The 21,592-nt window shown below is 62.3% G+C and carries 22 protein-coding genes; 8 read left to right on the top strand and 14 right to left on the bottom strand.

What is annotated here, in order from left to right; all coding sequences use genetic code 11:
- Positions 1-105: 105 nt before the first annotated feature.
- From N554_RS0111965 to N554_RS0111940, 6 genes are all read right to left on the bottom strand, one after another.
- Entirely contained in the window at positions 106-660 is a 555-nt protein-coding gene (locus N554_RS0111965) for a TolC family protein (RefSeq protein WP_029583679.1), read from the bottom strand.
- Positions 661-861: 201 nt separating this feature from the next.
- Complete coding sequence (locus N554_RS0111960; RefSeq protein WP_029583678.1) at positions 862-1,632, bottom strand: exodeoxyribonuclease III; 771 nt, start codon at positions 1,630-1,632, stop codon at positions 862-864.
- Between the two features lie 129 nt (positions 1,633-1,761).
- On the bottom strand, positions 1,762-2,979 hold the full coding sequence (alr, locus tag N554_RS0111955) for an alanine racemase (protein WP_029583677.1): 1,218 nt from the start codon (positions 2,977-2,979) through the stop codon (positions 1,762-1,764).
- Between the two features lie 48 nt (positions 2,980-3,027).
- Positions 3,028-4,527, bottom strand: a complete 1,500-nt coding sequence (locus N554_RS0111950; protein ID WP_029583676.1) for a replicative DNA helicase — start codon at positions 4,525-4,527, stop codon at positions 3,028-3,030.
- Positions 4,528-4,822: 295 nt separating this feature from the next.
- The gene (locus N554_RS42690) at positions 4,823-4,945 is read right to left on the bottom strand and encodes a hypothetical protein (RefSeq protein ID WP_029583675.1); all 123 of its coding nucleotides are present in this window, start codon (positions 4,943-4,945) and stop codon (positions 4,823-4,825) included.
- A gap of 376 nt (positions 4,946-5,321) precedes the next feature.
- Positions 5,322-6,572, bottom strand: a complete 1,251-nt coding sequence (locus N554_RS0111940) for an SAM-dependent methyltransferase (RefSeq protein ID WP_029583674.1) — start codon at positions 6,570-6,572, stop codon at positions 5,322-5,324.
- Between the two features lie 280 nt (positions 6,573-6,852).
- Between N554_RS0111940 and N554_RS0111935 the strand changes: the two genes are divergently transcribed.
- The gene (locus N554_RS0111935; protein ID WP_029583673.1) at positions 6,853-7,884 is read left to right on the top strand and encodes a flagellar biosynthesis protein FlhF; all 1,032 of its coding nucleotides are present in this window, start codon (positions 6,853-6,855) and stop codon (positions 7,882-7,884) included.
- Between the two features lie 122 nt (positions 7,885-8,006).
- Here N554_RS0111935 and rplI read toward each other — a convergent pair whose 3' ends face one another.
- From rplI to rpsF, 4 genes are all read right to left on the bottom strand, one after another.
- The gene (gene rplI, locus N554_RS0111930) at positions 8,007-8,609 is read right to left on the bottom strand and encodes a 50S ribosomal protein L9 (RefSeq protein WP_029583672.1); all 603 of its coding nucleotides are present in this window, start codon (positions 8,607-8,609) and stop codon (positions 8,007-8,009) included.
- A 40-nt stretch (positions 8,610-8,649) separates the two neighbouring features.
- Complete coding sequence (locus N554_RS0111925) at positions 8,650-9,639, bottom strand: DUF2232 domain-containing protein (RefSeq protein ID WP_029583671.1); 990 nt, start codon at positions 9,637-9,639, stop codon at positions 8,650-8,652.
- Between the two features lie 124 nt (positions 9,640-9,763).
- Complete coding sequence (gene rpsR, locus N554_RS0111920) at positions 9,764-10,003, bottom strand: 30S ribosomal protein S18 (protein ID WP_002711478.1); 240 nt, start codon at positions 10,001-10,003, stop codon at positions 9,764-9,766.
- Between the two features lie 5 nt (positions 10,004-10,008).
- Positions 10,009-10,482, bottom strand: a complete 474-nt coding sequence (gene rpsF, locus N554_RS0111915; protein ID WP_029583670.1) for a 30S ribosomal protein S6 — start codon at positions 10,480-10,482, stop codon at positions 10,009-10,011.
- A gap of 343 nt (positions 10,483-10,825) precedes the next feature.
- On the opposite strand from rpsF, the gene fabD reads away from it, so the two are divergent.
- The 7 genes from fabD (at position 10,826) to gmk (ending at position 17,504) form a co-directional block, all read left to right on the top strand.
- Positions 10,826-11,785: an ACP S-malonyltransferase gene (gene fabD, locus N554_RS0111910; RefSeq protein WP_029583669.1), complete on the top strand. Its 960-nt coding sequence runs from the start codon at positions 10,826-10,828 to the stop codon at positions 11,783-11,785.
- Positions 11,786-11,797: 12 nt separating this feature from the next.
- Positions 11,798-12,535, top strand: a complete 738-nt coding sequence (gene fabG, locus N554_RS0111905) for a 3-oxoacyl-[acyl-carrier-protein] reductase (RefSeq protein WP_029583668.1) — start codon at positions 11,798-11,800, stop codon at positions 12,533-12,535.
- 293 nt (positions 12,536-12,828) lie between these two features.
- Positions 12,829-13,068 carry an acyl carrier protein gene (locus N554_RS0111900; RefSeq protein ID WP_006610957.1) on the top strand — a complete coding sequence of 80 codons (240 nt, stop codon included), beginning with the start codon at positions 12,829-12,831 and terminating at the stop codon, positions 13,066-13,068.
- A 97-nt stretch (positions 13,069-13,165) separates the two neighbouring features.
- Positions 13,166-14,428, top strand: coding sequence for a beta-ketoacyl-ACP synthase II (gene fabF, locus N554_RS0111895; RefSeq protein ID WP_029583667.1), 1,263 nt, complete (start codon positions 13,166-13,168; stop codon positions 14,426-14,428).
- A 132-nt stretch (positions 14,429-14,560) separates the two neighbouring features.
- The gene (gene mltG, locus N554_RS0111890) at positions 14,561-15,823 is read left to right on the top strand and encodes an endolytic transglycosylase MltG (protein ID WP_029583666.1); all 1,263 of its coding nucleotides are present in this window, start codon (positions 14,561-14,563) and stop codon (positions 15,821-15,823) included.
- A 130-nt stretch (positions 15,824-15,953) separates the two neighbouring features.
- A complete protein-coding gene (locus tag N554_RS0111885) occupies positions 15,954-16,841 on the top strand; it encodes a YicC/YloC family endoribonuclease (RefSeq protein WP_029583665.1) in 888 nt (295 codons plus the stop codon).
- Positions 16,842-16,844: 3 nt separating this feature from the next.
- Positions 16,845-17,504, top strand: a complete 660-nt coding sequence (gmk, locus tag N554_RS0111880) for a guanylate kinase (protein ID WP_029583664.1) — start codon at positions 16,845-16,847, stop codon at positions 17,502-17,504.
- Between the two features lie 7 nt (positions 17,505-17,511).
- Here the strand turns inward: gmk and N554_RS39850 are convergent, their stop codons facing one another.
- From N554_RS39850 to pdxA, 4 genes are all read right to left on the bottom strand, one after another.
- Positions 17,512-18,000, bottom strand: coding sequence for a hypothetical protein (locus tag N554_RS39850; protein ID WP_156041908.1), 489 nt, complete (start codon positions 17,998-18,000; stop codon positions 17,512-17,514).
- Positions 18,001-18,634: 634 nt separating this feature from the next.
- Positions 18,635-19,693: an alcohol dehydrogenase gene (locus tag N554_RS0111870; RefSeq protein ID WP_029583662.1), complete on the bottom strand. Its 1,059-nt coding sequence runs from the start codon at positions 19,691-19,693 to the stop codon at positions 18,635-18,637.
- Between the two features lie 27 nt (positions 19,694-19,720).
- The gene (rsmA, locus tag N554_RS0111865) at positions 19,721-20,590 is read right to left on the bottom strand and encodes a 16S rRNA (adenine(1518)-N(6)/adenine(1519)-N(6))-dimethyltransferase RsmA (protein WP_029583661.1); all 870 of its coding nucleotides are present in this window, start codon (positions 20,588-20,590) and stop codon (positions 19,721-19,723) included.
- Positions 20,587-21,591, bottom strand: coding sequence for a 4-hydroxythreonine-4-phosphate dehydrogenase PdxA (pdxA, locus tag N554_RS0111860; RefSeq protein WP_029583660.1), 1,005 nt, complete (start codon positions 21,589-21,591; stop codon positions 20,587-20,589). Before pdxA ends, rsmA begins: the two co-directional genes overlap by 4 nt.
- Position 21,592 lies beyond the last annotated feature (1 nt).

The following is a 21,592-nucleotide window of genomic DNA, read 5'->3' as shown; positions in this document are numbered from 1 at the left end:
GATACTGTCCGAGCAAGACGGCGATGACGTACTGGCTTGACTGGAGCTGGCCCGTGAGCGGTCCGAGGCCGGCCTCGAACGTGGCGAGCTGGCGTTGCGCCAGCGTCACATCGAGTTCGTTTGTGAGTCCCTGGTTGAAACGGGTCTGCACGAACTGAAGACACTCCGCCGGGCGGCTTCGATGCTCCCGCGGGTTACAGCGATCTGCTCCTGAAAACTCCGCAGTTCGATGTAGGCGCGAGCAACGTTGGCGACGACCGATACGAGAACCGCGTCGCGGGCCTTCGCGGCAGCCAGCGCATCCAACTGCGAGGCCTCGATCTCGCGACGCAGCTTGCCAAAAACATCAAGCTCCCACGCCGCATCGAAGCCTCCAGCTTCGTCCACATTATTAAAGCCGGTAGTGTTGCCCGCGCTATGCAACGTTTCCGAGACGCGTCCGCGAGTATTGTCGGTGCCTGTTCCAAAACCAGCGCCCGACGACAGCTGGCCCTTCGGAAGAGCCGCGCCAGTCGCCACGAATTGCCGAGCGCGTGCCTGTTGCAGTCGCGCAAGCGCGATAGCGATGTCCGGATTGGCCGCGATTGACCGCTCGACAAGCGAAACAAGTTGAGGATCCCGGAAGGAACGCCACCATTGTGTGAGATCGACGCTTGTCACCGGCTTGGCAGTGGGGCCGGTCGCGGTGGGGTCCAGCTTGGCGATGTAGCTTCCGGGAAGCCGCGCTTCAGGATTCTTGTTTCTTATCTCTTGTCTACTGGCTGTTTGAAAATCGAATCGGGAATTTGCACGTCGGCCTCATGGTTCGAGACGGCGCACACCATGAGGGAAGCCCTTCCGCCGGCGAGAAGTCGCAAGTAGCTAGCGCAACACGATCCACGCCGGGGCGTGGTCGCTGGCACCTTCCTCTCCACGTATCTCGCGGTCGACGCCGGCCTTGATCAGCCGCGGCGCAAGCGCCGGGCTCAGCAGCAGATGATCGAGCCGCAATCCGGCGTCGCGCGGCCAGCGGTTTCGCTTGTAGTCCCAGAAAGTGTACATCGGCTTTGACGGGTGCAGGTTGCGGAGCGTGTCGGTCCAGCCTTGCGCCACCAACGATTTGAACGCTGCGCGGCTCTTCGGCTGGATCAACGCATCCTGGTCCCATGATTTCGTCGGATAGATATCAAGTTCGGTCGGAGCGACGTTGTAGTCGCCCGCCAGCACGACGGGAATGTCCTGCTTCAGGAATTTCGCGGCGTGCAATTTGAGCCGCCTGAACCAATCGAGCTTGTAATCGAATTTCGGTCCGGGCTGCGGATTGCCGTTCGGCAGATAGATGCTGGTGACGATGATGCCGTTGACGGCGGCCTCGATATAGCGTGCCTCCTTGTCGTCGCGATCGCCGGGCAGCTCCGTCCTGACCAGCACCGGCTCGGCTTTTCGCGCCAGAATGGCGACGCCATTCCAGGTCTTTTGCCCGCGCCAGACTGCGCCGTAGCCGGCCTTGCCAAGCGCCGAAACCGGAAAGTCATCGTCGGTCGATTTCAATTCCTGCAATGAAACGATGTCGGGCTTCGCCTGATGCAGCCATCGCAGCAGGTTCGGCAGGCGGCGGTTGATATTGTTGATGTTGAACGTTGCGATCTTCATGTGCAGACTATTGCAAGACTACTGAAAACGAATCTCGTGAAATGAAACTGGAGTTTTCATGCCCAAACTGGGCTTCGCTGCTGAAGGTCATTGACGCGCAAAAGAAACAGTAAGCGCCAGCACGACTGCCTAGGTGCCGGCGACGGTGCGATCGGCTGCGGCCTCGGCCGCGCCGCCTTTGTAGAGGCGCGCATAGCGCGGGCCGAGGCTGGTCAGCACTTCGTAGGCGATGGTGCCGAAATGGTGCGCGAGTTCGTCGACGGTGATGCCTTCGCCGATCAGCGTCACCATATGACCCCGCCGCGCGGCGTGGTTTGGCAGATCAGTTACATTGACGGCCATCAGGTCCATCGAAACGCGGCCCGCGATCGGGCACCGCTTGCCGGCGACCACGACCTCGGCACTGCGGGTGCCGTCGTTGCTGCCGCCGGCACGGAAATATCCGTCGGCGTAGCCTGCCGATACGATCGCGAGCCTGGTCGGCCGTCGCGCGGTCCAGGTTCCTCCATAGCCGACGGTTTCGCCGCGATCGATGTTGCGCATCTGCACGATGCGGGCCTTCAGATCGACGACCGGTTGCATCGGATTGTCGGCTTCCGGCGTCGGATTGATGCCGTAGAGCGCAGCTCCCGGCCGGACCATGTCGAATTGGAATTGCGGCCCTAAGAAAATGCCGGAGGAATTCGACAGCGACGCCGGCACCCCGGAGAAAAGACTGGCGATCTCGCGGAAGGTTGCGAGCTGTTTGGCGTTGAGCGGATGATTGAGGTGCTCGGCGCAGGCAAGATGGCTCATCACCAGCGCAATGCCGTGATCGCCGGCATTGATCCGGGGTACGATGCCCTGCGCCTCCGCGACCGTCAGGCCCAGCCGGTTCATGCCGGTGTCGATGTGAATAGCCGCGGCGCCTTTCCAGCCGGAGCGCCGGCAAAACACGTCCCATTCGGCAAGCTCGTTGAGATCGCCGATCACCGGCCTGGCGTCGATCTCGGCGAAGGCGTCGCCACAGTTCTGAAAGAAGCCATCAAGCACATAGATCGGCGCCGACGGCACGGCCGCCCGCGCGGCGCGCGCTTCATCCAGCGTGGCGACGAAAAACGTCTTGCAACCGGCAGCGGCCAGCGCGCGCGCCACCGGCCCGACCCCGCAACCATAGGCGTCGGCCTTGATCACCCCGGCGCATTCAGCCGGCACGGCGGTTTTCTCAAGCTTGCGCCAATTTGCGACGATGGCGTCGAGATCGACCGTCAGCACGCCGGTGGCGGTGGCAAGCACAGCCGCCTGGTTCGCTTCAGGCGAGAGGATAGAGCTTGCCGCGGCCGGTTTCGGGTCGGAAACGATGTTCATGCCGCACTTTACGCGCCAGGGAACCGCGGTTCAACCGGGCAAGCCGCCTCAGTACGTTTGCGCCGGTAAATGGCTGTCGTGCGCGAGATCGCTGAACCGCGTGAACTGGCCCTCGAACGCCAGGTCGACCGTGCCGGTGGGGCCGTGGCGCTGCTTGCCGATGATGACTTCGGCCTTGCCGTGCACCAGCGACATGTCGAGCTGCCACTTTTCATATTCCGGCGTCCCGACGCGCGGCTCCTTGTTGGCGAGGTAATATTCCTCGCGATAAACGAACATCACGACGTCGGCGTCCTGTTCGATCGAGCCGGATTCACGCAGGTCCGACAGTTGCGGGCGCTTGTCGTCGCGGCTCTCTACCTGGCGCGACAGCTGGGAGAGCGCGATGATCGGGACGTTGAGTTCCTTGGCGAGCGCCTTCAGGCTGGTGGTGATCTCCGTGACCTCCTGCACGCGGTTGTCGGAGCGCTTGCCCGAGCCCTGCAGCAGCTGAATATAATCGACCACGATCAGATCGAGGCCTTTCTGCCGCTTCAGCCGCCGCGCGCGCGCGGTCAATTGCGAAATCGACAGGCCGCCGGTTTCGTCGACATAAAGCGGCAGCGATTGCAGCTCGATCGAGTAGTCGCGGATTTTCTCGAAGTCGGTCTCGCTAATGCCGCCGCGGCGGATCGTGCTCGACGCGATGCTGGTCTGCTCGGCGAGAATACGCGTGGCGAGCTGTTCGGCGGACATTTCGCAGGAGAAGAAGCCGACGATGCCGCCGTTGACGGACTTCATCGTGCCGTCGGCCTGAACCTCGGCGCGATGCGCCTTGGCCACATTGTAGGCGATGTTGGTGGCAAGCGCGGTCTTGCCCATGCCGGGGCGTCCGGCAACGATGATCAGATCGGAAGGCTGCAGGCCGCCCATCTTGATGTCGAGATCGCGCAGGCCCGTCGCGATACCCGACAGTTTGCCGTCGCGCTGGAACGCTTTCGCGGCCATGTCGACGGCGACGGTGAGGGCCTGCGCAAATCGCTGGAAACCGCCGTCGTAGCGGCCGGACTCAGCCAGCTCGTACAGCCTGCGCTCGGCGTCCTCGATCTGCGCCCGGGGCGCAAAATCCACCGGCGCATCGAAGGCGACATTGACCATATCCTCGCCGATCCGGATCAAATCGCGGCGCAGCGCCAATTCGTAGACCGTGCGTCCGTAGTCTTGCGCATTGATGATGGTGGTCGCTTCGGCGGCGAGGCGGGCGAGGTATTGACCGACCGTCATGCCGCCGATGTCGGTTTCGGCCGGGAGGAAGGTCTTCAGCGTGACCGGGGTGGCGACCTTGCCCATTCGAATCAGGCTGCCGGCGGTCTCGAAAATGGTCTGGTGGATCGGCTCGAAGAAGTGCTTCGGCTCCAGGAAATCCGAAACGCGATAGAACGCGTCGTTGTTGACCAGGATCGCGCCCAGCAGGCTCTGTTCCGCCTCGATATTGTGCGGTGCGCTCCGATAGGCCGGAGTTCCCGCGTCGGGCGCAAGCTTGAGAACGTTCGAATCAGCTGTGGCCATGGGTCAAATTGATCTTTGGATTTGGGCGTTCTTTGGATTCCCGGAAGCGGGCGGCGATAAAGCGCCACTCCCGGGCCCAGTGAAAGCATCAACCTGCCTTATGCACGATTCACACAATGCGCGCCGGGAATCCCTTTGGTGGCGCATTGGCGCTTGATTCGGGGAGAATCGAGCGAGTCACCCGTCCGCTCGATGGAAAACCTGCGAAAACGTCAGCGCGGACTGAACCTTCCGCCGCTCGGGCCTACCCATCCCAAAGGGCAGGAGCGTTCCGGGTCGCGATCTCAGCGCTGATTCAAGTCAGCAGGAGATAGATCAGCGCGATCAGGGCCGCTCCCACGCCGATAGCAATCAAGGCGTAGTCGGTGCCGATGTCGGCTTTCGGATCGAACGACCGTCGGTAGGTTTTCTCTTCCATTTTGAAACTTTAGGACAAACCGGCCGGAGCTTCTGTGAAGCAGGTCACAGCTGGTGGATTTTCTCTGACGCTACGGTCGCCGGGAACTGGTTCGCGACTTCTGGATTGGTCACGGGCGAGGGCAGGCAAAGGACAGGCGATGGGCCAACGACTTCAGCCATGGCGATCGGGAGGCGACGACAGATTGTGGCTGTCGATGCTGATCGACACCATGGAGAAGGTCTCTTGTTCAGACTTGCGCGCGGTGCCTTGCGATCCAGAGCTATTGGCCGCGGTGAAGGCACAGCTTGCCCGACCGGCGTCGCCGTTTCCTTATTGCGCCTCTGATTACAGCCTTCGAAACTAATCTAGGGCTGAAGCTGCCTGCGCCAACCTATTATTCGCCGGCAATTTGCAGCCGCGGCCGCTGGCCGCGCTCGATGCCACGCAGTTTCGCTTCCTCGCGGGCGATGTAGTCGCGCGTCATCGGCACTATGCCCTGGCGCTTGGTGAGCTGGATCTGGAAATTCATCAGGTTCTGCTTGCGGAATGACATCTCCGAGCCCGCCAGGTAAAATTCCCACATCCGGGCAAAGCGCTCCTCATAGAGCTGCACCGCTTCCTCGCGCCGTGCCATGAAGCGCTCACGCCACGCTTTCAGCGTTTCGGCATAGTGCAGCCGCAGGATTTCGATGTCGCACACCAGAAGCCCGGCGCGCTCGATCGCGGGGAGTACTTCGGAAAGCGCGGGGATGTAGCCGCCGGGGAAAATATACTTCGCAATCCAGGGATTGGTGGCGTCAGGCCCCTCCGAACGGCCAATCGAATGCAGCATCATGATGCCGTTGTCGGTGAGAAGTTCGGCGCACCGCCTGAAATAGGTCTCGTAGAAATCCACCCCAACGTGCTCGAACATGCCCACCGATACGATGCGCTCGAACGGCCCGGAAACGTCGCGATAATCCTCAAGGAAAAACTTCGCTGACCGGGTCAGATTTTTCTGAGCCGCGCGGTCGTTCGACACATGTAATTGTTCGCTCGAGAGCGTAATACCCGTGACATTGGCGCCGGTCATTTCGGCGAGATACAGGCTAAGCCCGCCCCAACCGGAGCCGATGTCGAGCACACGGTCGTCACGCCCGATCAGCAGTTTCGCGGCGAGGTGACGCTTCTTGGCGACCTGGGCATCGTCAAGCGACGCATCGGGGGTTTCGAAATACCCGCAGCTGTACTGCTTGTCGGAATCGAGGAAGAGGGAATAGAGCCGCGCGTCGAGGTCATAATGACGCTCGACATTATTTTTGGAACGCCCGCGCGGATTGAACTGCCGTGCATGCCTGAACAGATAACGCAGCCACCATTGCAGCTTGGCCCAGCGCGGCAAGATATCCGGCTGATCGAGCAGGATCGCCAGGGCGTCGGCAATCGAGCCATTTTCGACGACGAACGCGCCTTCCATGTAAACTTCGCCCAAGGCAAGTTCCGGGTTGAGAAGAACCCTGCGCTCGGCGTCGGTGGTCAGGAATCGCACACAGACCGGTTCGCCGGTCCCGTCGCCGCAGGTAAATTTTGCCCCGCTTGCGGTCGTGAACGTCATCGAGCCGCGGCGAATGAATTGCTTTAGAAAGTAACGCAGCAAACGGTCCATCGAAACCACCCAAAAGCGATCCCGTAGAGGCTAGCGTACCGGCCGTCCTACTCGACGCATGGGGAATAGAAATGGTTCCCAAGCGCCAGGAAGGGAACATAGTAGCTGCGGTTCCCATGCGCTAGTGCATTGTAGACACAACGGATATTCGCAAATGTTACGTCCACGCGCTTGCGGCACATGTGCGCTTCCATTCGCGCGATAATCGGCTAAAAGGTGACCGCCTCAGCCAGTGACAATAACGACGCTGGAAGCGATTTCCGCATCTGGAGAATAGGGAATGTTGAGCCGAGCGCTCAGTTTAGCGACGGCGACGCTCCTGATCGGCTGTTTCGCTGCGGTCCCGGCGCAGGCGCAAAATCTCGAGGCCGGCAAAAGCCCCTCCCAGATTTTCGCGGGCACGTGCCATGCCTGCCACAAGAGCCCGCGGGGCCTGTTGAAGACCGTCTCGACCGGATCCCTGCCGGGCTTCCTGCGCCAGCATTACACTACCAGTAGTGACATGGCCTCGATGCTCGCCGCCTTTCTGATCTCGAATGGGGCTACCGATACCCGCCATGTCGGCCAGCCCAAACAGTCCAAGGATGCGACGCCGGAGGGCAGGCCCGCCGGTCCGCCTGACCAGCTCGACCGCTTTGGCCGCCGGCTGCGCCCGGCTCAGCCAGAATCGCAAGAGGCCGCCAAGCCCGACGTCGCGCCGCCACGGGCTGCGAGGCCGGATGCCGACGGACTTCCGTCGCAAGCCGAGCACGGACGTCAGGGCCGCAACGCCAAACAACTGGCGCGGCCGACGGAGCCGCCCGATGCCGCGAAACCGGCTGCGGACGATCAAGCGCCCGCGCAGGCCGCGAGCGAGCGCGGCCCCGATGGCCGCAAATCGGCCACCAAGAAGCGGGGCAAGCCGGGAGCCGATGAACCGCCCAAGACCGATCCGGCTAAAACGGATGACGCTGCAAGGACCGAGGCTGCCAAAGGGGAGCCTGCAAAAGGCGAGGCGGTGAAAGGCGCTACGCCCAGGAGCGAAACCGCCAAAGGCGAGGACACTAAACCCGAGGCTTCAAAGCCGTCCGGCGAGGGCAAGCCTGAAACCGGCAAGATCGAGACGTCCAAAGAGCCGGCTAGCGGAGAGGCCCCGGCACTGCGGGCCGATCCGGTTCCCGCAGTCACCCCTGCGCCGCCGGCTTCCCCCGCGGTATCAGCGCCTGCGGTGGTATCCCCTGCGCAACCCGCATCGTCGGCTGCGACGGCTTCAGCGCCGCCACCGCCGGCAATTGCGCCTGCGGGACCGGCCGTACCGCCGATCTCTCAATAGGCTTCGTAAGAGCAGACTTCCGATCTACGGCCCGGCTTGACCATCAGACTGTCGCTCGGCGAAATCCCCAACCCGGCCTGGGCCGGGTTGGTAAGTCATCAATTCGATCCAAGCAAAAAGCGCTACTTCTCGGAAGCCGCTTCTTCCTGCGGCTCCGCTTCGTCGCGGCGGGCTTCCGGGTCGAAGAATTCGCCGGCGGCGGCGAGCGCTTCAGCGGCTGCGTCCTGATCTTCCTGACGGGTGCTGATGTCCTCGCCGCGGTTGATGCGTTGGGCTTCGTCGGCGCTGCGCGCGACGGTCACGGTCACGCTGACTTCGACTTCCGGATGGACGGCGATGGCGATTTTGTGCTTGCCGATGGTCTTGATCGGTGCATCCAGCATGATCTGGCTACGGCTGATGGATACGCCGTCGCTCTCGAACGATGCGATGATGTCGCGAACGGTCACCGATCCGAACAGCTGACCGGTCTCCGAGGCCTGACGCAGCACCACGACGTTGTGGCCGTCGATCTTCTCCGCGACCTTGGTTGCTTCACCCTTGGCCTGCAAATTGCGGGCTTCGAGCTCGGCTTTCATGCCGTCGAACTTCGCGCGATTGTCTGCGGTGGCGCGCAGCGCCTTGCCGCGCTTCAAGAGAAAATTGCGGGCAAATCCGTCCTTGACGCGGACGACCTCGCCCATCTGGCCGAGCTTGGCGACGCGTTCCAGCAAAATGACTTCCATATTCGTTCTCCGTTATGATGATGAGAGTTACGGGATTAAGTTAGGGTGTTACGTCAGGATGTGGGATGGGCGGCGGCCTGCTCTGCAAATAGCGTTGACGAAGGCCGAAGATGGCATCGGCGAGACCGAGAACCACCATCGCAAGCACCGGCCAGCTGAACATCACCACGATGACGTAGGTGCAGATCAGCAGGAAGCCGCGGCTCTTCACGGAAAGCGTCAGCGTGTGCAGCACCGCAAAGCCGACGAACGCGTAAGCCATCATCAAGGCTGCGCTGACGGTCTGCGCCAGCATCGCCAGCAGTCCGCCGACAAAACAGAAGGCGATAGCAGCCGACAGGGCGGCCAGCGTCATCGGCGGCAGCTCCGTGCTCTTCAGGTCGGGCCATGGCCGCTGCAACCGTCCTGACGTCGCCGTGATTTTTGCGGCGAGCCAAAGGTTGAGCGTCAGCGTCATCATGAAGATGATCGCGGCCGCAGTCGGTGCGAGCACCACCACCGCATCGATCACCTGTTCGACCTGGCCGGTCGGCGGAGTGCCGCTGCGGGACGATAGGATCCGCAGCAAGCCGCGCTTGAGGGTAGCCGTGATGGTGGCGCCGTCGCCGCCAAGCGTGAGCAGCACCGCTACGGTCGTCAATGTCGCAAAGCCCGCGATCCAGAGCAGGATGCGACCGATCGGGTACCATTCCAGATCGGGTGCAACCGGCGCCGCACCGTTGCCTGATGCAGCTTCATTGCCTGTGAGGCGTCCCAACAAAACGAGATGTCCAAGCCACCAGGCCGGCAGCGCCACCGTGATGACGAAGGCGATGCAATAAGGGAGGCCAAAGATGGCGCCGAGGCCGATCGCCGCGAGGATGCCGCCGATGGTGGCGGCAAGCGGTCTCCATCCGAGCCCTGCCACCATCAACGGCAGCGGCGCCAGATAGAGCAGCAGCAACGAGACCAGCGCGCCCGAAATGATCGAGGCGAACATCAAGGCCGACGCAGAGCCGGCCGCTACTGCAATGAGAACGATCGTGATCATCAGCTGTCCCGCTCCTTTCGAGCGGTTAGAGGTTTTTCAGAACCCCAACCATCGGCAACCGGACGACCGGAAGCCTTATGAAGATTTTTGATCGGCGGCAGCAAACGCCGCCGATCAAATATTTCTACCTGATAACGTAAGGCAGCAGACCGAGGAAACGCGAGCGCTTGATGGCGCGCGCGAGTTCGCGCTGCTTCTTGGCGGACACGGCGGTAATCCGGCTCGGCACGATCTTGCCGCGTTCGGAGACATAACGCATCAGCAGCTTGGAATCTTTGTAGTCGATCTTCGGCGCATTCGGACCCGTGAACGGGCAAGTCTTGCGGCGGCGGAAAAACGGACGGCGTGCACCAGCTTCAGCCATGATTCTTACTCCTCAACCGCTACTGCTTCGGCGTCATCGCGCGGACGGCGTGGACCACGGTCGCCGCGGTAGCCGCCACCGTCACGATCGCCCCGGAAGCCGCCTTCGCGGTCGCCACGGAAACCGCCACCGCGGTCGTCACGATCGCGGTCGCGATCAGCCTTGCGCATCATCGCCGAGGGACCTTCCTCGTGCTCATCGACGCGAACCGTGAGATAGCGGATCACATCTTCGCTGATCCGCTCCTGCCGCTCGATCTCGGTGACCGCAGCCGACGGGGCATCGATGTTCAGCAGCACAAAATGCGCCTTGCGATTCTTGTTCATCCGATAGGTGAGGGAACGTACGCCCCAGTTTTCCGTCTTCACGACCTTGCCGCCGAGTTGCTCGACGATGCCGGTCATTTGCGTGGTCAGTTCTTCGACCTGCTGGGTGCTCGCATCCTGACGCGCGAGAAAAACATGCTCATAAAGAGGCATGGGTGTCCTTTCCTTGTGTTGGCGCGGTTCCCGGCGGCAAGCCCTTCGAGACCTTCGGAAAGGACTCGGATTAGCTCAGAAGGCGGAAGCACGGGACGACGGGCCGACTGGCCCTGCCACATCAACATCGCCTGAAAGGTGAGATTGGTGAGACCGTCCGTTCAGCTCCCGGCCGGGATCCACGGATGGCGCGGTTTATACGGATTTTGACCGCGATGGCAAGGGAAAGCGGCCTCAATTAGCCCTACCTGCGGCCGGGAACCGGCACCCGCTTGACACAAGTGTCCCCAGCGGTGTCTTTCGGCCCGACTTTAGCGATTTTCAGCGGCATTCAGGGGGATCGATGGCGGCGGCGTTCACGTTTCCAGGGCAGGGGTCCCAGGCTGTCGGCATGGGCAAGGCCCTCGCGGAGGCCTTTCCGGCTGCGCGCGCTGTCTTCGACGAGGTCGATGCGGCGCTCGGCCAGAAGCTGACGACCATCATTTGGGACGGTCCGAGCGAGACCCTGCAGCTCACCGAAAACGCCCAGCCAGCACTGATGGCGGTGTCGCTCGCGACGTTGCGCGTGCTGGAGACCGAAGCCGGCTTTTCGGTAGGACGGGACGCCGCGTTCGTTGCGGGACATTCGCTCGGCGAATATTCCGCGCTCGCCGCTGCGGGCAGCCTCAGCATCAGTGATACCGCGCGCCTGTTGCGCACGCGCGGCCTTGCCATGCAGAAGGCGGTGCCGGTGGGCGTCGGCGCGATGGCCGCCTTGCTCGGTCTCGATTATGAGACCGTGGTGGCTGTTGCCGATCAGGCGGCGCAGGGGCAGGTCTGCCAAGCCGCCAATGACAATGGCGGCGGGCAGGTCGTGGTCTCCGGCGACAAGGCCGCGGTCGAGCGCGCGCTTGAGATCGCCAAAACCATGGGCGCCAAGCGCGCCATGTTGCTGCCGGTGTCGGCGCCGTTTCACTGCCGGCTGATGCAGCCCGCGGCCGACGTGATGGCGAAAGCGCTTGCGGATGTCACCATCAAGCAACCGACCGTGGCTGTGGTGTCGAACGTGCTGGCAGCGCCGATCGTGGATCCGGACGAGATCCGCCGCCGCCTGGTCGAGCAGGTCACCGGAACCGTGCGCTGGCGCGAATCGGTGGCTTACATGGCGAGCCACGGCGTCACGCGCTTCTTCGAAATCGGCGCCGGCAAGGTGCTGAGTGGTCTGGTGAAGCGCATTGCCGACGGCGCGATCGGAGTTTCAGTCGGCGGACCGAACGATATTGCCGCGGCGAAAGACGCGCTCAATGCCGTGCAGACGGCCTGAGGAGAGAAAACGATGTTCGATCTGACTGGCAGGAAGGCGCTCGTCACCGGCGCGACCGGCGGCATCGGTGGTGCGATTGCGCAAGCGCTGCACGCGCAAGGCGCGACGGTCGCTGTTTCCGGGACGCGGCGCGAGGTGCTGGACACGCTCGCCGGCAAGCTCGGCGAACGCGTTCACGTGCTGCCTTGCAATCTCTCTGATGCCGCCGAGGTCGAGGCGCTGGTGCCGTCAGCCGAACAAGTCATGGGCCAGGTCGATATTCTCGTCGCCAACGCCGGCATCACCCGGGATAATCTGTTCGTGCAATTGCGCGACGAGGACTGGGACGAGGTCATCAAAGTCAATTTGACGGCGACCTTCCGCCTGGCCCGGGCCGCGACCAAGCTGATGATGCGCAAGCGTTTCGGCCGCATCATCGCGATCACGTCCGTCGTCGGCGTTACCGGCAATCCGGGCCAGGGCAATTACACCGCCTCGAAGGCGGGACTGATCGGCATGATCAAGACGCTGGGTGCCGAATACGCCAAGCGCAACGTGACCGCCAACTGCATTGCGCCTGGATTTATCGCAACCCCGATGACGGACGCGCTCAACGAGAAGCAGCGCGAAAGCATTCTTTCGAAGGTCCCTGCAGCGCGGCTTGGAGCGCCCGATGATATCGCCGCGGCGGCAGTCTATCTGAGCTCGAATGAAGCCGGTTACGTTACCGGGCAAACGATTCACGTCAACGGTGGAATGGCCATGATTTGAGCGGGTTACTGATCCCTTTGGCGAGCCGAAAATGCTTTCCGGCGGCCGTCCGAGGCTTGTAGTCAAGGCATGGGAAGTATGATAACCGAACCAGCAACGGATGGGCAAAGAACGCCTTGCAGGATTTTGAAACCCTGTATATTGGCGATGCGGAGCCTGCGTCGTTCGCCGGGCCTTTGTCGGCTATGACGGGGCCAATCAAGACTACGCGCGATTGCGAAGGAAGTTTAACGACCATGATGGCTCGTATCGTCCTGGGGACGGGTCTATGGGAACAAGCACGAGGTTGAACGATGAGTGAGATTGGCGAGCGAGTTAAGAAGATCGTGGTCGAACACCTAGGTGTTGAGCCCGAAAAAGTGGTCGACAACGCGAGCTTCATTGATGACCTCGGCGCCGACAGCCTCGACACCGTCGAGCTCGTGATGGCGTTTGAAGAAGAGTTCGGTTGCGAGATTCCGGACGACGCCGCAGAGACGATTTTGACCGTCGGCGACGCCACAAAATTTCTTGAAAAAAACGCGAAAAGCTGACGCCCGCGCGCGGTGCTGACGAAGCCGGACGGACCGTGGTCGAACGGTCCACCGGTTTCTTGTTGTGAGCCGCGAATCGTGGGTTGGAGTGGTGGATATGAGGCGGGTAGTCGTCACGGGCCTCGGCATGGTGTCGCCACTGGGCTGTGGCGTCGAACCAACATGGAAGCGCATTCTCAACAGCGAAAGCGGCGCCAAGAGGATCGACACGTTTGACGTCTCCGATCTGACGAGCCGGATTGCCTGCGTGATCCCCCGCGGCGACGGCATCGACGGCACATTCAATCCCGACCAGTGGATGGAGCCGAAGGATCAGCGCAAGGTCGACGATTTCATCGTTTTCGCAACGTGCGCGGCGAAGCAGGCGCTCGATGACGCCAACTGGCATCCGGCCACCGAAGAGGACCGTTGCGCCACCGGCACGATGATCGGCTCCGGGATCGGCGGCCTGTCCGGCATTGCCGATACGGCGCTGCTTCTTAAAGAGCGCGGACCGCGCAAGGTGTCGCCATTCTTTATTCCCGGGCGTCTGATCAATCTCGCTTCGGGTTATGTGTCGATCGAGCACGGCCTCAAAGGTCCCAATCATGCCGTGGTGACGGCTTGTTCGACGGGCGCCCACGCAATCGGCGATGCAGGCCGGCTGATCGCGCTTGGGGACGCGGACGTGATGGTCGCGGGCGGAACGGAATCCCCGATTTGCCGGCTGGCGATGGCGGGATTTTGCGCCTCCCGCGCGCTATCGACCGGCTTCAACGATACTCCCGAAAAAGCATCGCGCCCCTACGATAAAGACCGCGACGGTTTCGTGATGGGCGAAGGCGCCGGGATCGTGGTGCTTGAGGAATACGAGCACGCGAAAAGACGCGGCGCGAAAATCTATGCGGAGGTGATCGGTTACGGATTATCCGGTGACGCCTACCATATCACCTCTCCTACGCCGGACGGCGATGGCGCATTCCGCAGCATGAGCGCCGCCTTGAAGCGCGCAGGCATCACTGCTTCCGATATCGACTACATCAACGCGCACGGGACATCGACGCAGGTCGGTGACGAAATCGAACTCGGTGCCGTGGAGCGGCTCCTCGGCAACGCCGCCTCCAGGGTGTCGATGTCGTCGACCAAGTCATCGACCGGCCATCTGCTGGGCGCGGCGGGAGCGATCGAGGCAATTTTCAGCATTCTTGCGATTCGCGATAACGTCGCTCCGCCCACCATCAATCTCGAAAACCCATCGGTGGAAACGGCGATCGATCTCGTGCCGCAAGTGGCGCGCAAGCGCGAGATCAATGTCGCGCTGTCGAATTCATTCGGTTTCGGAGGCACCAACGCGTCCGTGATCGTGCAGCGCGTGGCCTGACGTAGTGCGTATAACGAATACTCCACCGTTTCGCCGTATTCGGTGATAAATCCTATATTTGGGCGTAGACTATCGGCTGCTTGCGGAAATTCGCGAAGCCACGATTAAACCGACGGGATTTAGGTTGCATCGATGAGTGAAAGGCCGCCCATTTCGCCACGGAGCCCGCGCGCCGCGCTTGAGCCCGAACAGGTTCCGCCGCCGCCAAAGCGGTCGGAGCGCGCCCGCAATCCGTTCGTCGTGGTCGGCAATGCCGTCATTACCATCATCCTGGTTTTGATGGTCGGCGTCGGCGGCGCGTACATCTACGGCAAACAGAAGATCGAGGCCCCGGGCCCCTTGCGGGAGGATAAGGTCGTCAACATTCCGGCCCGCGCGGGAATGACCGACATCGCCGATATCCTGCAGCGTGAAGGCGTGATCGACAACAATCGCTGGGCGTTCATCGGCAGCGTGTTTGCATTGAAGGCGCGCTCTGATCTCAAGCCCGGCGAATACTCCTTCCAGAAGAACGCCAGCCTGCGCGATGTCATCGGCACCATCGTCGAAGGCAAGGTGGTCCAGCACGCCGTCACGATTCCCGAAGGCTTGACCTCCGAGCAGATCGTGGCCCGGCTTTCCGAAAATGATATCTTTGCGGGCGCGGTGCGCGAAATGCCGCGCGAGGGCACGTTGCTGCCGGAGACCTACAAATTCCCGCGCGGCACCACGCGCGACCAGGTCATTCAGCGCTTGCAGCAGTCCCAGAAGCGCGTGCTTGCCGAAATCTGGGAACGCCGCAATCCGGAAGTTCCGATGAAGACCCCGGAGCAGCTGGTGACGCTGGCCTCGATTGTCGAGAAGGAAACCGGCAAGGCGGACGAGCGCAGCCGTGTCGCCGCGGTGTTCGTCAATCGCTTGCGGCAAAAAATAAAGCTGCAGTCCGATCCGACCATCATCTATGGGCTGGTCGGCGGCAAGGGAACGCTGGGCCGGCCGATCAAGCGCTCGGAAATCCAGCAGCCATCGCCTTACAACACCTACGTGGTGGACGGCCTTCCGCCAGGGCCGATTGCCAATCCCGGCCGGGCTTCGCTGGAAGCCGCCGCCAATCCGGCACGCACCCGCGATCTGTACTTTGTCGCCGATGGTACCGGCGGACACGCCTTTACCGAGACTTACGACCAGCATCAGAAGAACGTCGCCAAACTGCGGACGCTGGAAAAGCAGATCCAGAATGACACGGTCGAACCGACGGACGATGCTCCGCCGGGCGCGGCGACTGCGCCAACCGATACCAATCCGACCGCCACCACGACAAAACCCGCCCCGGCGAAGAAGCCCGCTCGCGGCAGCGCTCCGGCCCCCCAGGGCGCGGTGCAGTCGACGACTTCGCCGCCCGTGGTTCAACGCTAGCCGAAACGCGCATAGCGTGTGCGTATTCTATTCGCAAAACCGGTATCCACTTTTGCCGAATACGCGCTAAGCTTGCACCGTTCCTTATCTTGCGAATCTCGCACCTGTCACTTCCGGAGAATTTCACACGATGGCGCTGTCGAGCATGACCGGTTTTGCCCGAAGCCACGGTGCCAGCGGACCCTACGCGTTCGAATGGGAATTGAAGTCGGTCAACGCCAAGGGCTTTGACCTGCGCATGCGGTTGCCGCCCGGATGGGACGAGCTCGAAGCATTCGCCAAGAAACGCGCCGCAGAAGTACTGTCGCGGGGTGCGGTGTACGCCAATTTGAGCGTCAAGCGCACAAGCGCGGTCTCCACGGTTCGTGTCAATGAAGAGGTGCTGGCATCGATCGTGAGGGTCGCCGGTGTACTCGCCGGCAAGATCGATGCGGTGGCGCCAAGCATCGACGGGCTGCTGGCGATCAAGGGCGTCATCGAGGTGGTCGACCCGGAAAACGACGATGTGCAAGACAAGGCCGCCAAGGCTGCCGCCGCCGCAGCCTTTGACCAGGCGCTGCTGGACCTCCTTGAGATGCGTCAGCGCGAGGGCGCGACACTCGGGCAGATCCTGTCGCAGCGGATGGATGAGATCGAGCGCCTGGCGAAGAAGGCCGAGGCCGCTCCGGGTCGCAGGCCCGAGGCAATCAAGGCGCGGCTGACCGAACAGATCGCGGCACTGCTGGAATCCTCCGATCGCTTCGATCCCGACCGGCTCCACCAGGAAGCGATCATGATCGCGGCAAAGGCCGACATTCGCGAAGAGCTCGATCGCATCGCCTCGCACATCTCACAGGCCCGCGAGATGATCGGCAAGGGCGGACCGGTCGGACGGCGGCTGGATTTTTTGGCCCAGGAATTCAACCGCGAGGTCAATACCTGCTGCTCCAAGTCGAACGATCTGGAATTGACCAACACCGGTCTTGAAATGAAGAACGTGGTCGAGCAATTCCGCGAACAGGTGCAGAATCTGGAGTGACATATGACGGCTGGCGTCGATGGCTTCGACGGAGTTGAGCGGCGCGGCCTGATGTTCGTGCTGTCATCGCCGTCGGGCGCGGGAAAGACCACGCTGTCGCGGATGCTGGTGGCTGAGACGCCGGCACTGCAAATGTCGGTGTCGGCGACAACACGACCAAAGCGCCCAGGTGAGATCGAGGGCAAGGACTATTATTTCGTCGATCATGACCGGTTTGACGCAATGGTCGCGAAGGGCGAGCTGCTCGAATGGGCCACTGTATTTGACAACCGTTACGGTACGCCGCGCGCGCCGGTCGAAGCCGCCTTGTCGGCGGGAAACGACGTGCTGTTCGATATCGACTGGCAGGGCACACAGCAGTTGCGCAGCCGTTCGCCTAGCGATGTCGTCAGCGTATTCATCCTGCCGCCATCGGTGTCAGCGCTTGAGCAGCGACTACACACCCGCGCGCAGGACTCAAACGAAGTCATCCGCGACCGCATGAAGAAGGCGGGCGACGAAATGAGCCATTTCGACGCCTACGACTACATTATCGTCAATGACAATATTGGAATAGCCTTCGAGGCCGTCAAATCGATCCTTCGCGCTGAGCAGCTCAAGCGCGAGCGGCAAATCGGCCTTTCAGGATTCGTGCGCGAGTTGCAGCGTCAATTGGAGAAATAGCAGGACGTCAGGTTGGGGTGCGCAGTTGCGAGAAGAATTGCGCAATTCTGTCGTTCGGATCACCCGCTTGATCAAGGTCGCGAGCGAAATCGGGCTGTCGCGACGAGACATCCGTTCTCGGGTAGGCGGGTGACGTCCTGCGATCGATATTTGCGCTTTCCCAGTTCACGCCTCGACGTTGGCGAACTTTAGGTAGCGAAAGACGGGGAGTGCTACCGAATTTAAAAATGACGCTTCCGATGATGCCCGCGAGTGCCAGCGCTCCGATGATCGCGGCCAGCAGCATAGGCACGGAATGGCTTGAAGTCTGCGATGACATGTCTGCGGTCGCGAACAGGCCGGCAGCAAGGGGCGACGGCGGCCGGGTTTGCTCGGCTGAACTCACGCTCGTGCCGGGAGCGTCCTTATTTGACGTTGGATCGATCGAGGGGCTTGCGATCGACTGACTGGGCCAGCGCGAAGCGACGAGCGATCTTTGTGTCTCCGCGCCCGGCATCCTCGCGTCCTGGTTATCTTCCCAAGCCGCGGCATCCGCCGCCACCGCCGACGCGAGCGCGCCATCGCGGTTTGGCGATTCAATAGCTATCCGCGGGGGTAGTTCAGCGCGAGCGTCCGCGATCGAATCTTGCATCGCGGTTTCTGCTTTCGGCGAATCCGGCTTCGCGGACGGCGGCGAATTCGGCCGGGCGTTTCGCGCAAGCTTTTGGCCTGCCTCCCCGAGAAACCAACAGTGGCGTTTGGTGGCACGGTCGAGGCGGTAGTACCAATGGCTTCCTGGGGGCGTTTGGCCCTTCTTCGGTCCAGACAGGCACTCCTCGGCTGCGGGTTCCGCGCCGTGCGAGATCGTGGTGAGAAGGGCGCTCGCGAGTAGGCCGGCGAAGATTGCGGACGCGAATTTTGCGGCTCGGGTTGACATCTGCATCTCCGGTGATGGCGGGACACGTCGCATCCCAAATCTCCGCAAAGACTTGGGTCGCAATGGGCCGCAATTCCGGGCAGCATGAGGCGTAATTCGGGCGGGCCTTGGCGTCCGCGAGGCCCGCGTCGGCTTGAAAATGACGGGCTGGCGCTGGCGCTACCGTTTCGCCGGGGTCCGCCGCGAAACGCGCCGGCCAGGCCGCGGGGTGATGTTAGTTCTTCAGCACGATACGCCCGACAACTTTCCCGGCGCGTAACGCGTCGATCCATTTCTGGACGTCGCTCATCGGCTCCTCCCTTGTCGGGGTCGGCTTGATCTTGCCTGAACGCGCGAGCGCCATCAGCTCTTGCGCTTCCGCCAATGTGCCGACCATGAAGCCCTCGATGGTCATGCGCTTGTAGATCCATTGCACCATCGGCAGGCTGAAATTGCCGCCCATCAGTCCGGAGACCACGATCTTGCCGCCACGTGCGACGGTCGAGACCGCAAAGGCCATCGATTTTTCGTTGCCGGCGAAATCGACGATCTCGTCGAAGCCGCCCTCGGTCTCCTTGATGATGCGCTTGACTACGTCGGGTTCGGCGGGATCGTAAGCGACATCAGCGCCATTTTTCAATGCCGCCTCCCGCGCAGCGGGACTGAGATCCGCCACGGAAATCTTCTGCTTGAACATGGCTTGCGCGAACGCGAGGCCCATCATGCCGACGCCGCCGAGGCCGATCAGCAAGAGATTGCGCTGCCGCGGCCGGTCGACCAGGCGCTTCAGCGCGCCATAGGCGGTCACGCCCGAGCACATCAGCGTCGCCGCCTGATTAACCGGCAGCGGATCGTAGTCCAGCAGATATCTTGCGTCCGGCACCAGCACGTGGCTCGCAAAACCGCCGTCGATCGCAACGCCGAGAAAGCGCTGCTTGACGCAGAGATTCTCGTCGCCATTGCGACAATCGCGGCATTGGCCGCAGCCGATCCACGGGAACACCGCTTTCCTGGTGCCGATCAGGTCCTTCGACACGTCGGGACCGACTTCCTCGACAATGCCGGCGATCTCGTGTCCCAGCGTGAACGGCAGCGTCATGCCGCGCGTGGTATCAAGCTTCTTGCCGCCGCCGAGGTCGGCGTAGCCGTCCTGGATATGCAGGTCGGAATGGCACAGCCCGCAGCGCTCGACGCGGACAAGTACTTCCTTGGTCGTCGGCTTCGGCGTCTCGACGATGGTTTCACACAACGGCGCATCGAATTTGACCAGCGACTGACGACGCATGAGCACCATGGTGTTTTCTCCTCGAGGCAGCACGTTTTAAGACAGCGCGTTCAATTTTGTGTTTCGTATATCGGTCAATTCACGAGCCATGGCAACAAAGCCGCTGACCGGGACAGTCTCGGCCCGCCGCGTCACTTCGATCTGCGCTGCCGCGGCCAGTCGGGCCGGATCGACGGCCAGTGATTTGAGGCTCTGCCGCAGCATTTTCCGCCGTTGACCGAACGCGGCTGCCGCTACCTGCTCTAGCGCCCGGCGGTCGCACGCTTCCGGCGCGTTGCGCGGCACCAGTCGCACCACGGACGAGGTCACCTTGGGCTGCGGCACGAAGGCTGCCGGAGAAATATCGAACAGGATTTTCGTTTCGGCGCGCCAGTTCGCCAGTACGCCTAGCCGTCCATACGCTTCATCGTTTTCGTGCGCGACGATGCGCTCGGCTACCTCGCGCTGAAACATCAGCACCATCATGTCGTACCAGGGCGGCCACGGCTCGATCGACAGCCAGTCGATCAAGAGCGCGGTTGCGATATTGTAGGGCAGGTTGGCGACGATTTTCGCTTTTGTCCCGCCGAGCAGCGGCCGGGGATCGAAATGCTGCGCGTCGGCATGGACGATCTCCAGCCGTCCCGGATATCGCCTCGATATCTCCTTGAGCGCGGGCAGGGCGCGCTCGTCACGCTCCACGGCAATGACGTGCCGCGCGCCCAATGCCAGCAGGGCGCGCGTCAGCCCGCCGGGACCGGGGCCGACCTCGATGATTGTTGCATCTTCCAGCGGACCCGCCGCGCGCGCAATCCGCGCCGTGAGGTTGAGGTCCAGCAAGAAATTCTGGCCGAGTGATTTGCGGGCCGAGAGGGCATGCTGGCGAATGACCTCGCGAAGCGGCGGAAGGTCGTCGATCGCGCTCATGCGCCCTGCGCCGCCGCCATGCGGGCGGCCAGCCGCAATGCCGCGACCAGGCTGGACGGATTGGCCCGGCCGGTGCCGGCGATATCGAAGGCGGTGCCGTGATCCGGCGAAGTACGAATGAACGGCAATCCGAGCGTGACGTTGACTGCGTCCTCGAATGCCAGCGTCTTGACCGGGATCAGCGCCTGGTCGTGATACATGCAGATCGCGCAATCATAGGTTTTGCGCGCGGCATCGTGGAACATGGTGTCGGCCGGTAGCGGCCCCCTGATCTCGATGCCTTCGCCGCGCAGGATTTCGATGGCCGGTGCCACGATCGTCTGGTCCTCGCCGCCGAGTGAACCGTCCTCGCCGGCGTGGGGATTGAGGCCGGCCACTGCGAGGCGCGGATTGGTAAGCCCGAAGCGGGTCTTCAAGTCCGCGACCACGATGCGGACGGTGCTGACGATCAGGTCACTCGACAGCTGCGCGATCGCGTCACGCAGCGCAAGATGGATCGTCACGGGTACGACGACGAGGGCGGGGGACCACAGCATCATCACGGGTTGCGGCGTACCTCGCTCCGTCGCCGCCAGCTCGGCCAAAAACTCGGTGTGACCGGGATGGCGGAATCCGGCGCGGTAGAGCACGCTTTTGGCAATCGGATTGGTGACGATCGCGGCCGCCCGTCCGGCGATGACATCGGCAACGGCGTGCCGAATGGAGGCCATGGCGGTAACCGCACTGGTATCGTCCGGCTGACCGGCTCGCGCGGTCGCCGCATGGCCGGTGGCCACCACCGGCAACGCGTCGGAGAACGCGCCCGATGCATCTTCGGCGCAAACGTCGGCGAGCCTGATGTTGAGTCCGAGGGTCTTCGCCCGGTGATTGAGGAAGTCACGATCGCCGAGCAGGTAGAATGGCGGGAGCTTCAGCTCATTGCGGCGCAGCCACGCTTTGATGGTGATATCAGGCCCGATACCCGCGGGCTCGCCGGATGTGAGCGCGAGGGGCTTGGCCATG

It is taken from the genome of Bradyrhizobium sp. URHD0069, from assembly GCF_000701345.1.
Lineage (GTDB): Bacteria > Pseudomonadota > Alphaproteobacteria > Rhizobiales > Xanthobacteraceae > Bradyrhizobium.
This window is presented reverse-complemented; position numbering and strand designations above follow the sequence as displayed.

What these genes read in the sequence shown, in the direction of transcription:
- N554_RS0111960 (WP_029583678.1), bottom strand. Translation starts at nt 1,632, where the DNA reads ATGAAGATCGCAACGTTCAACATCAACAATATCAACCGCCGCCTGCCG.
- alr (WP_029583677.1), bottom strand. Translation starts at nt 2,979, where the DNA reads ATGAACATCGTTTCCGACCCGAAACCGGCCGCGGCAAGCTCTATCCTC.
- N554_RS0111950 (WP_029583676.1), bottom strand. Translation starts at nt 4,527, where the DNA reads ATGGCCACAGCTGATTCGAACGTTCTCAAGCTTGCGCCCGACGCGGGA.
- N554_RS42690 (WP_029583675.1), bottom strand. Translation starts at nt 4,945, where the DNA reads ATGGAAGAGAAAACCTACCGACGGTCGTTCGATCCGAAAGCCGACATC.
- N554_RS0111940 (WP_029583674.1), bottom strand. Translation starts at nt 6,572, where the DNA reads ATGGACCGTTTGCTGCGTTACTTTCTAAAGCAATTCATTCGCCGCGGC.
- N554_RS0111935 (WP_029583673.1), top strand. Translation starts at nt 6,853, where the DNA reads ATGTTGAGCCGAGCGCTCAGTTTAGCGACGGCGACGCTCCTGATCGGC.
- rplI (WP_029583672.1), bottom strand. Translation starts at nt 8,609, where the DNA reads ATGGAAGTCATTTTGCTGGAACGCGTCGCCAAGCTCGGCCAGATGGGC.
- N554_RS0111925 (WP_029583671.1), bottom strand. Translation starts at nt 9,639, where the DNA reads ATGATCACGATCGTTCTCATTGCAGTAGCGGCCGGCTCTGCGTCGGCC.
- rpsR (WP_002711478.1), bottom strand. Translation starts at nt 10,003, where the DNA reads ATGGCTGAAGCTGGTGCACGCCGTCCGTTTTTCCGCCGCCGCAAGACT.
- rpsF (WP_029583670.1), bottom strand. Translation starts at nt 10,482, where the DNA reads ATGCCTCTTTATGAGCATGTTTTTCTCGCGCGTCAGGATGCGAGCACC.
- fabD (WP_029583669.1), top strand. Translation starts at nt 10,826, where the DNA reads ATGGCGGCGGCGTTCACGTTTCCAGGGCAGGGGTCCCAGGCTGTCGGC.
- fabG (WP_029583668.1), top strand. Translation starts at nt 11,798, where the DNA reads ATGTTCGATCTGACTGGCAGGAAGGCGCTCGTCACCGGCGCGACCGGC.
- N554_RS0111900 (WP_006610957.1), top strand. Translation starts at nt 12,829, where the DNA reads ATGAGTGAGATTGGCGAGCGAGTTAAGAAGATCGTGGTCGAACACCTA.
- fabF (WP_029583667.1), top strand. Translation starts at nt 13,166, where the DNA reads ATGAGGCGGGTAGTCGTCACGGGCCTCGGCATGGTGTCGCCACTGGGC.
- mltG (WP_029583666.1), top strand. Translation starts at nt 14,561, where the DNA reads ATGAGTGAAAGGCCGCCCATTTCGCCACGGAGCCCGCGCGCCGCGCTT.
- N554_RS0111885 (WP_029583665.1), top strand. Translation starts at nt 15,954, where the DNA reads ATGGCGCTGTCGAGCATGACCGGTTTTGCCCGAAGCCACGGTGCCAGC.
- gmk (WP_029583664.1), top strand. Translation starts at nt 16,845, where the DNA reads ATGACGGCTGGCGTCGATGGCTTCGACGGAGTTGAGCGGCGCGGCCTG.
- N554_RS39850 (WP_156041908.1), bottom strand. Translation starts at nt 18,000, where the DNA reads ATGCCGGGCGCGGAGACACAAAGATCGCTCGTCGCTTCGCGCTGGCCC.
- N554_RS0111870 (WP_029583662.1), bottom strand. Translation starts at nt 19,693, where the DNA reads ATGGTGCTCATGCGTCGTCAGTCGCTGGTCAAATTCGATGCGCCGTTG.
- rsmA (WP_029583661.1), bottom strand. Translation starts at nt 20,590, where the DNA reads ATGAGCGCGATCGACGACCTTCCGCCGCTTCGCGAGGTCATTCGCCAG.
- pdxA (WP_029583660.1), bottom strand. Translation starts at nt 21,591, where the DNA reads ATGGCCAAGCCCCTCGCGCTCACATCCGGCGAGCCCGCGGGTATCGGG.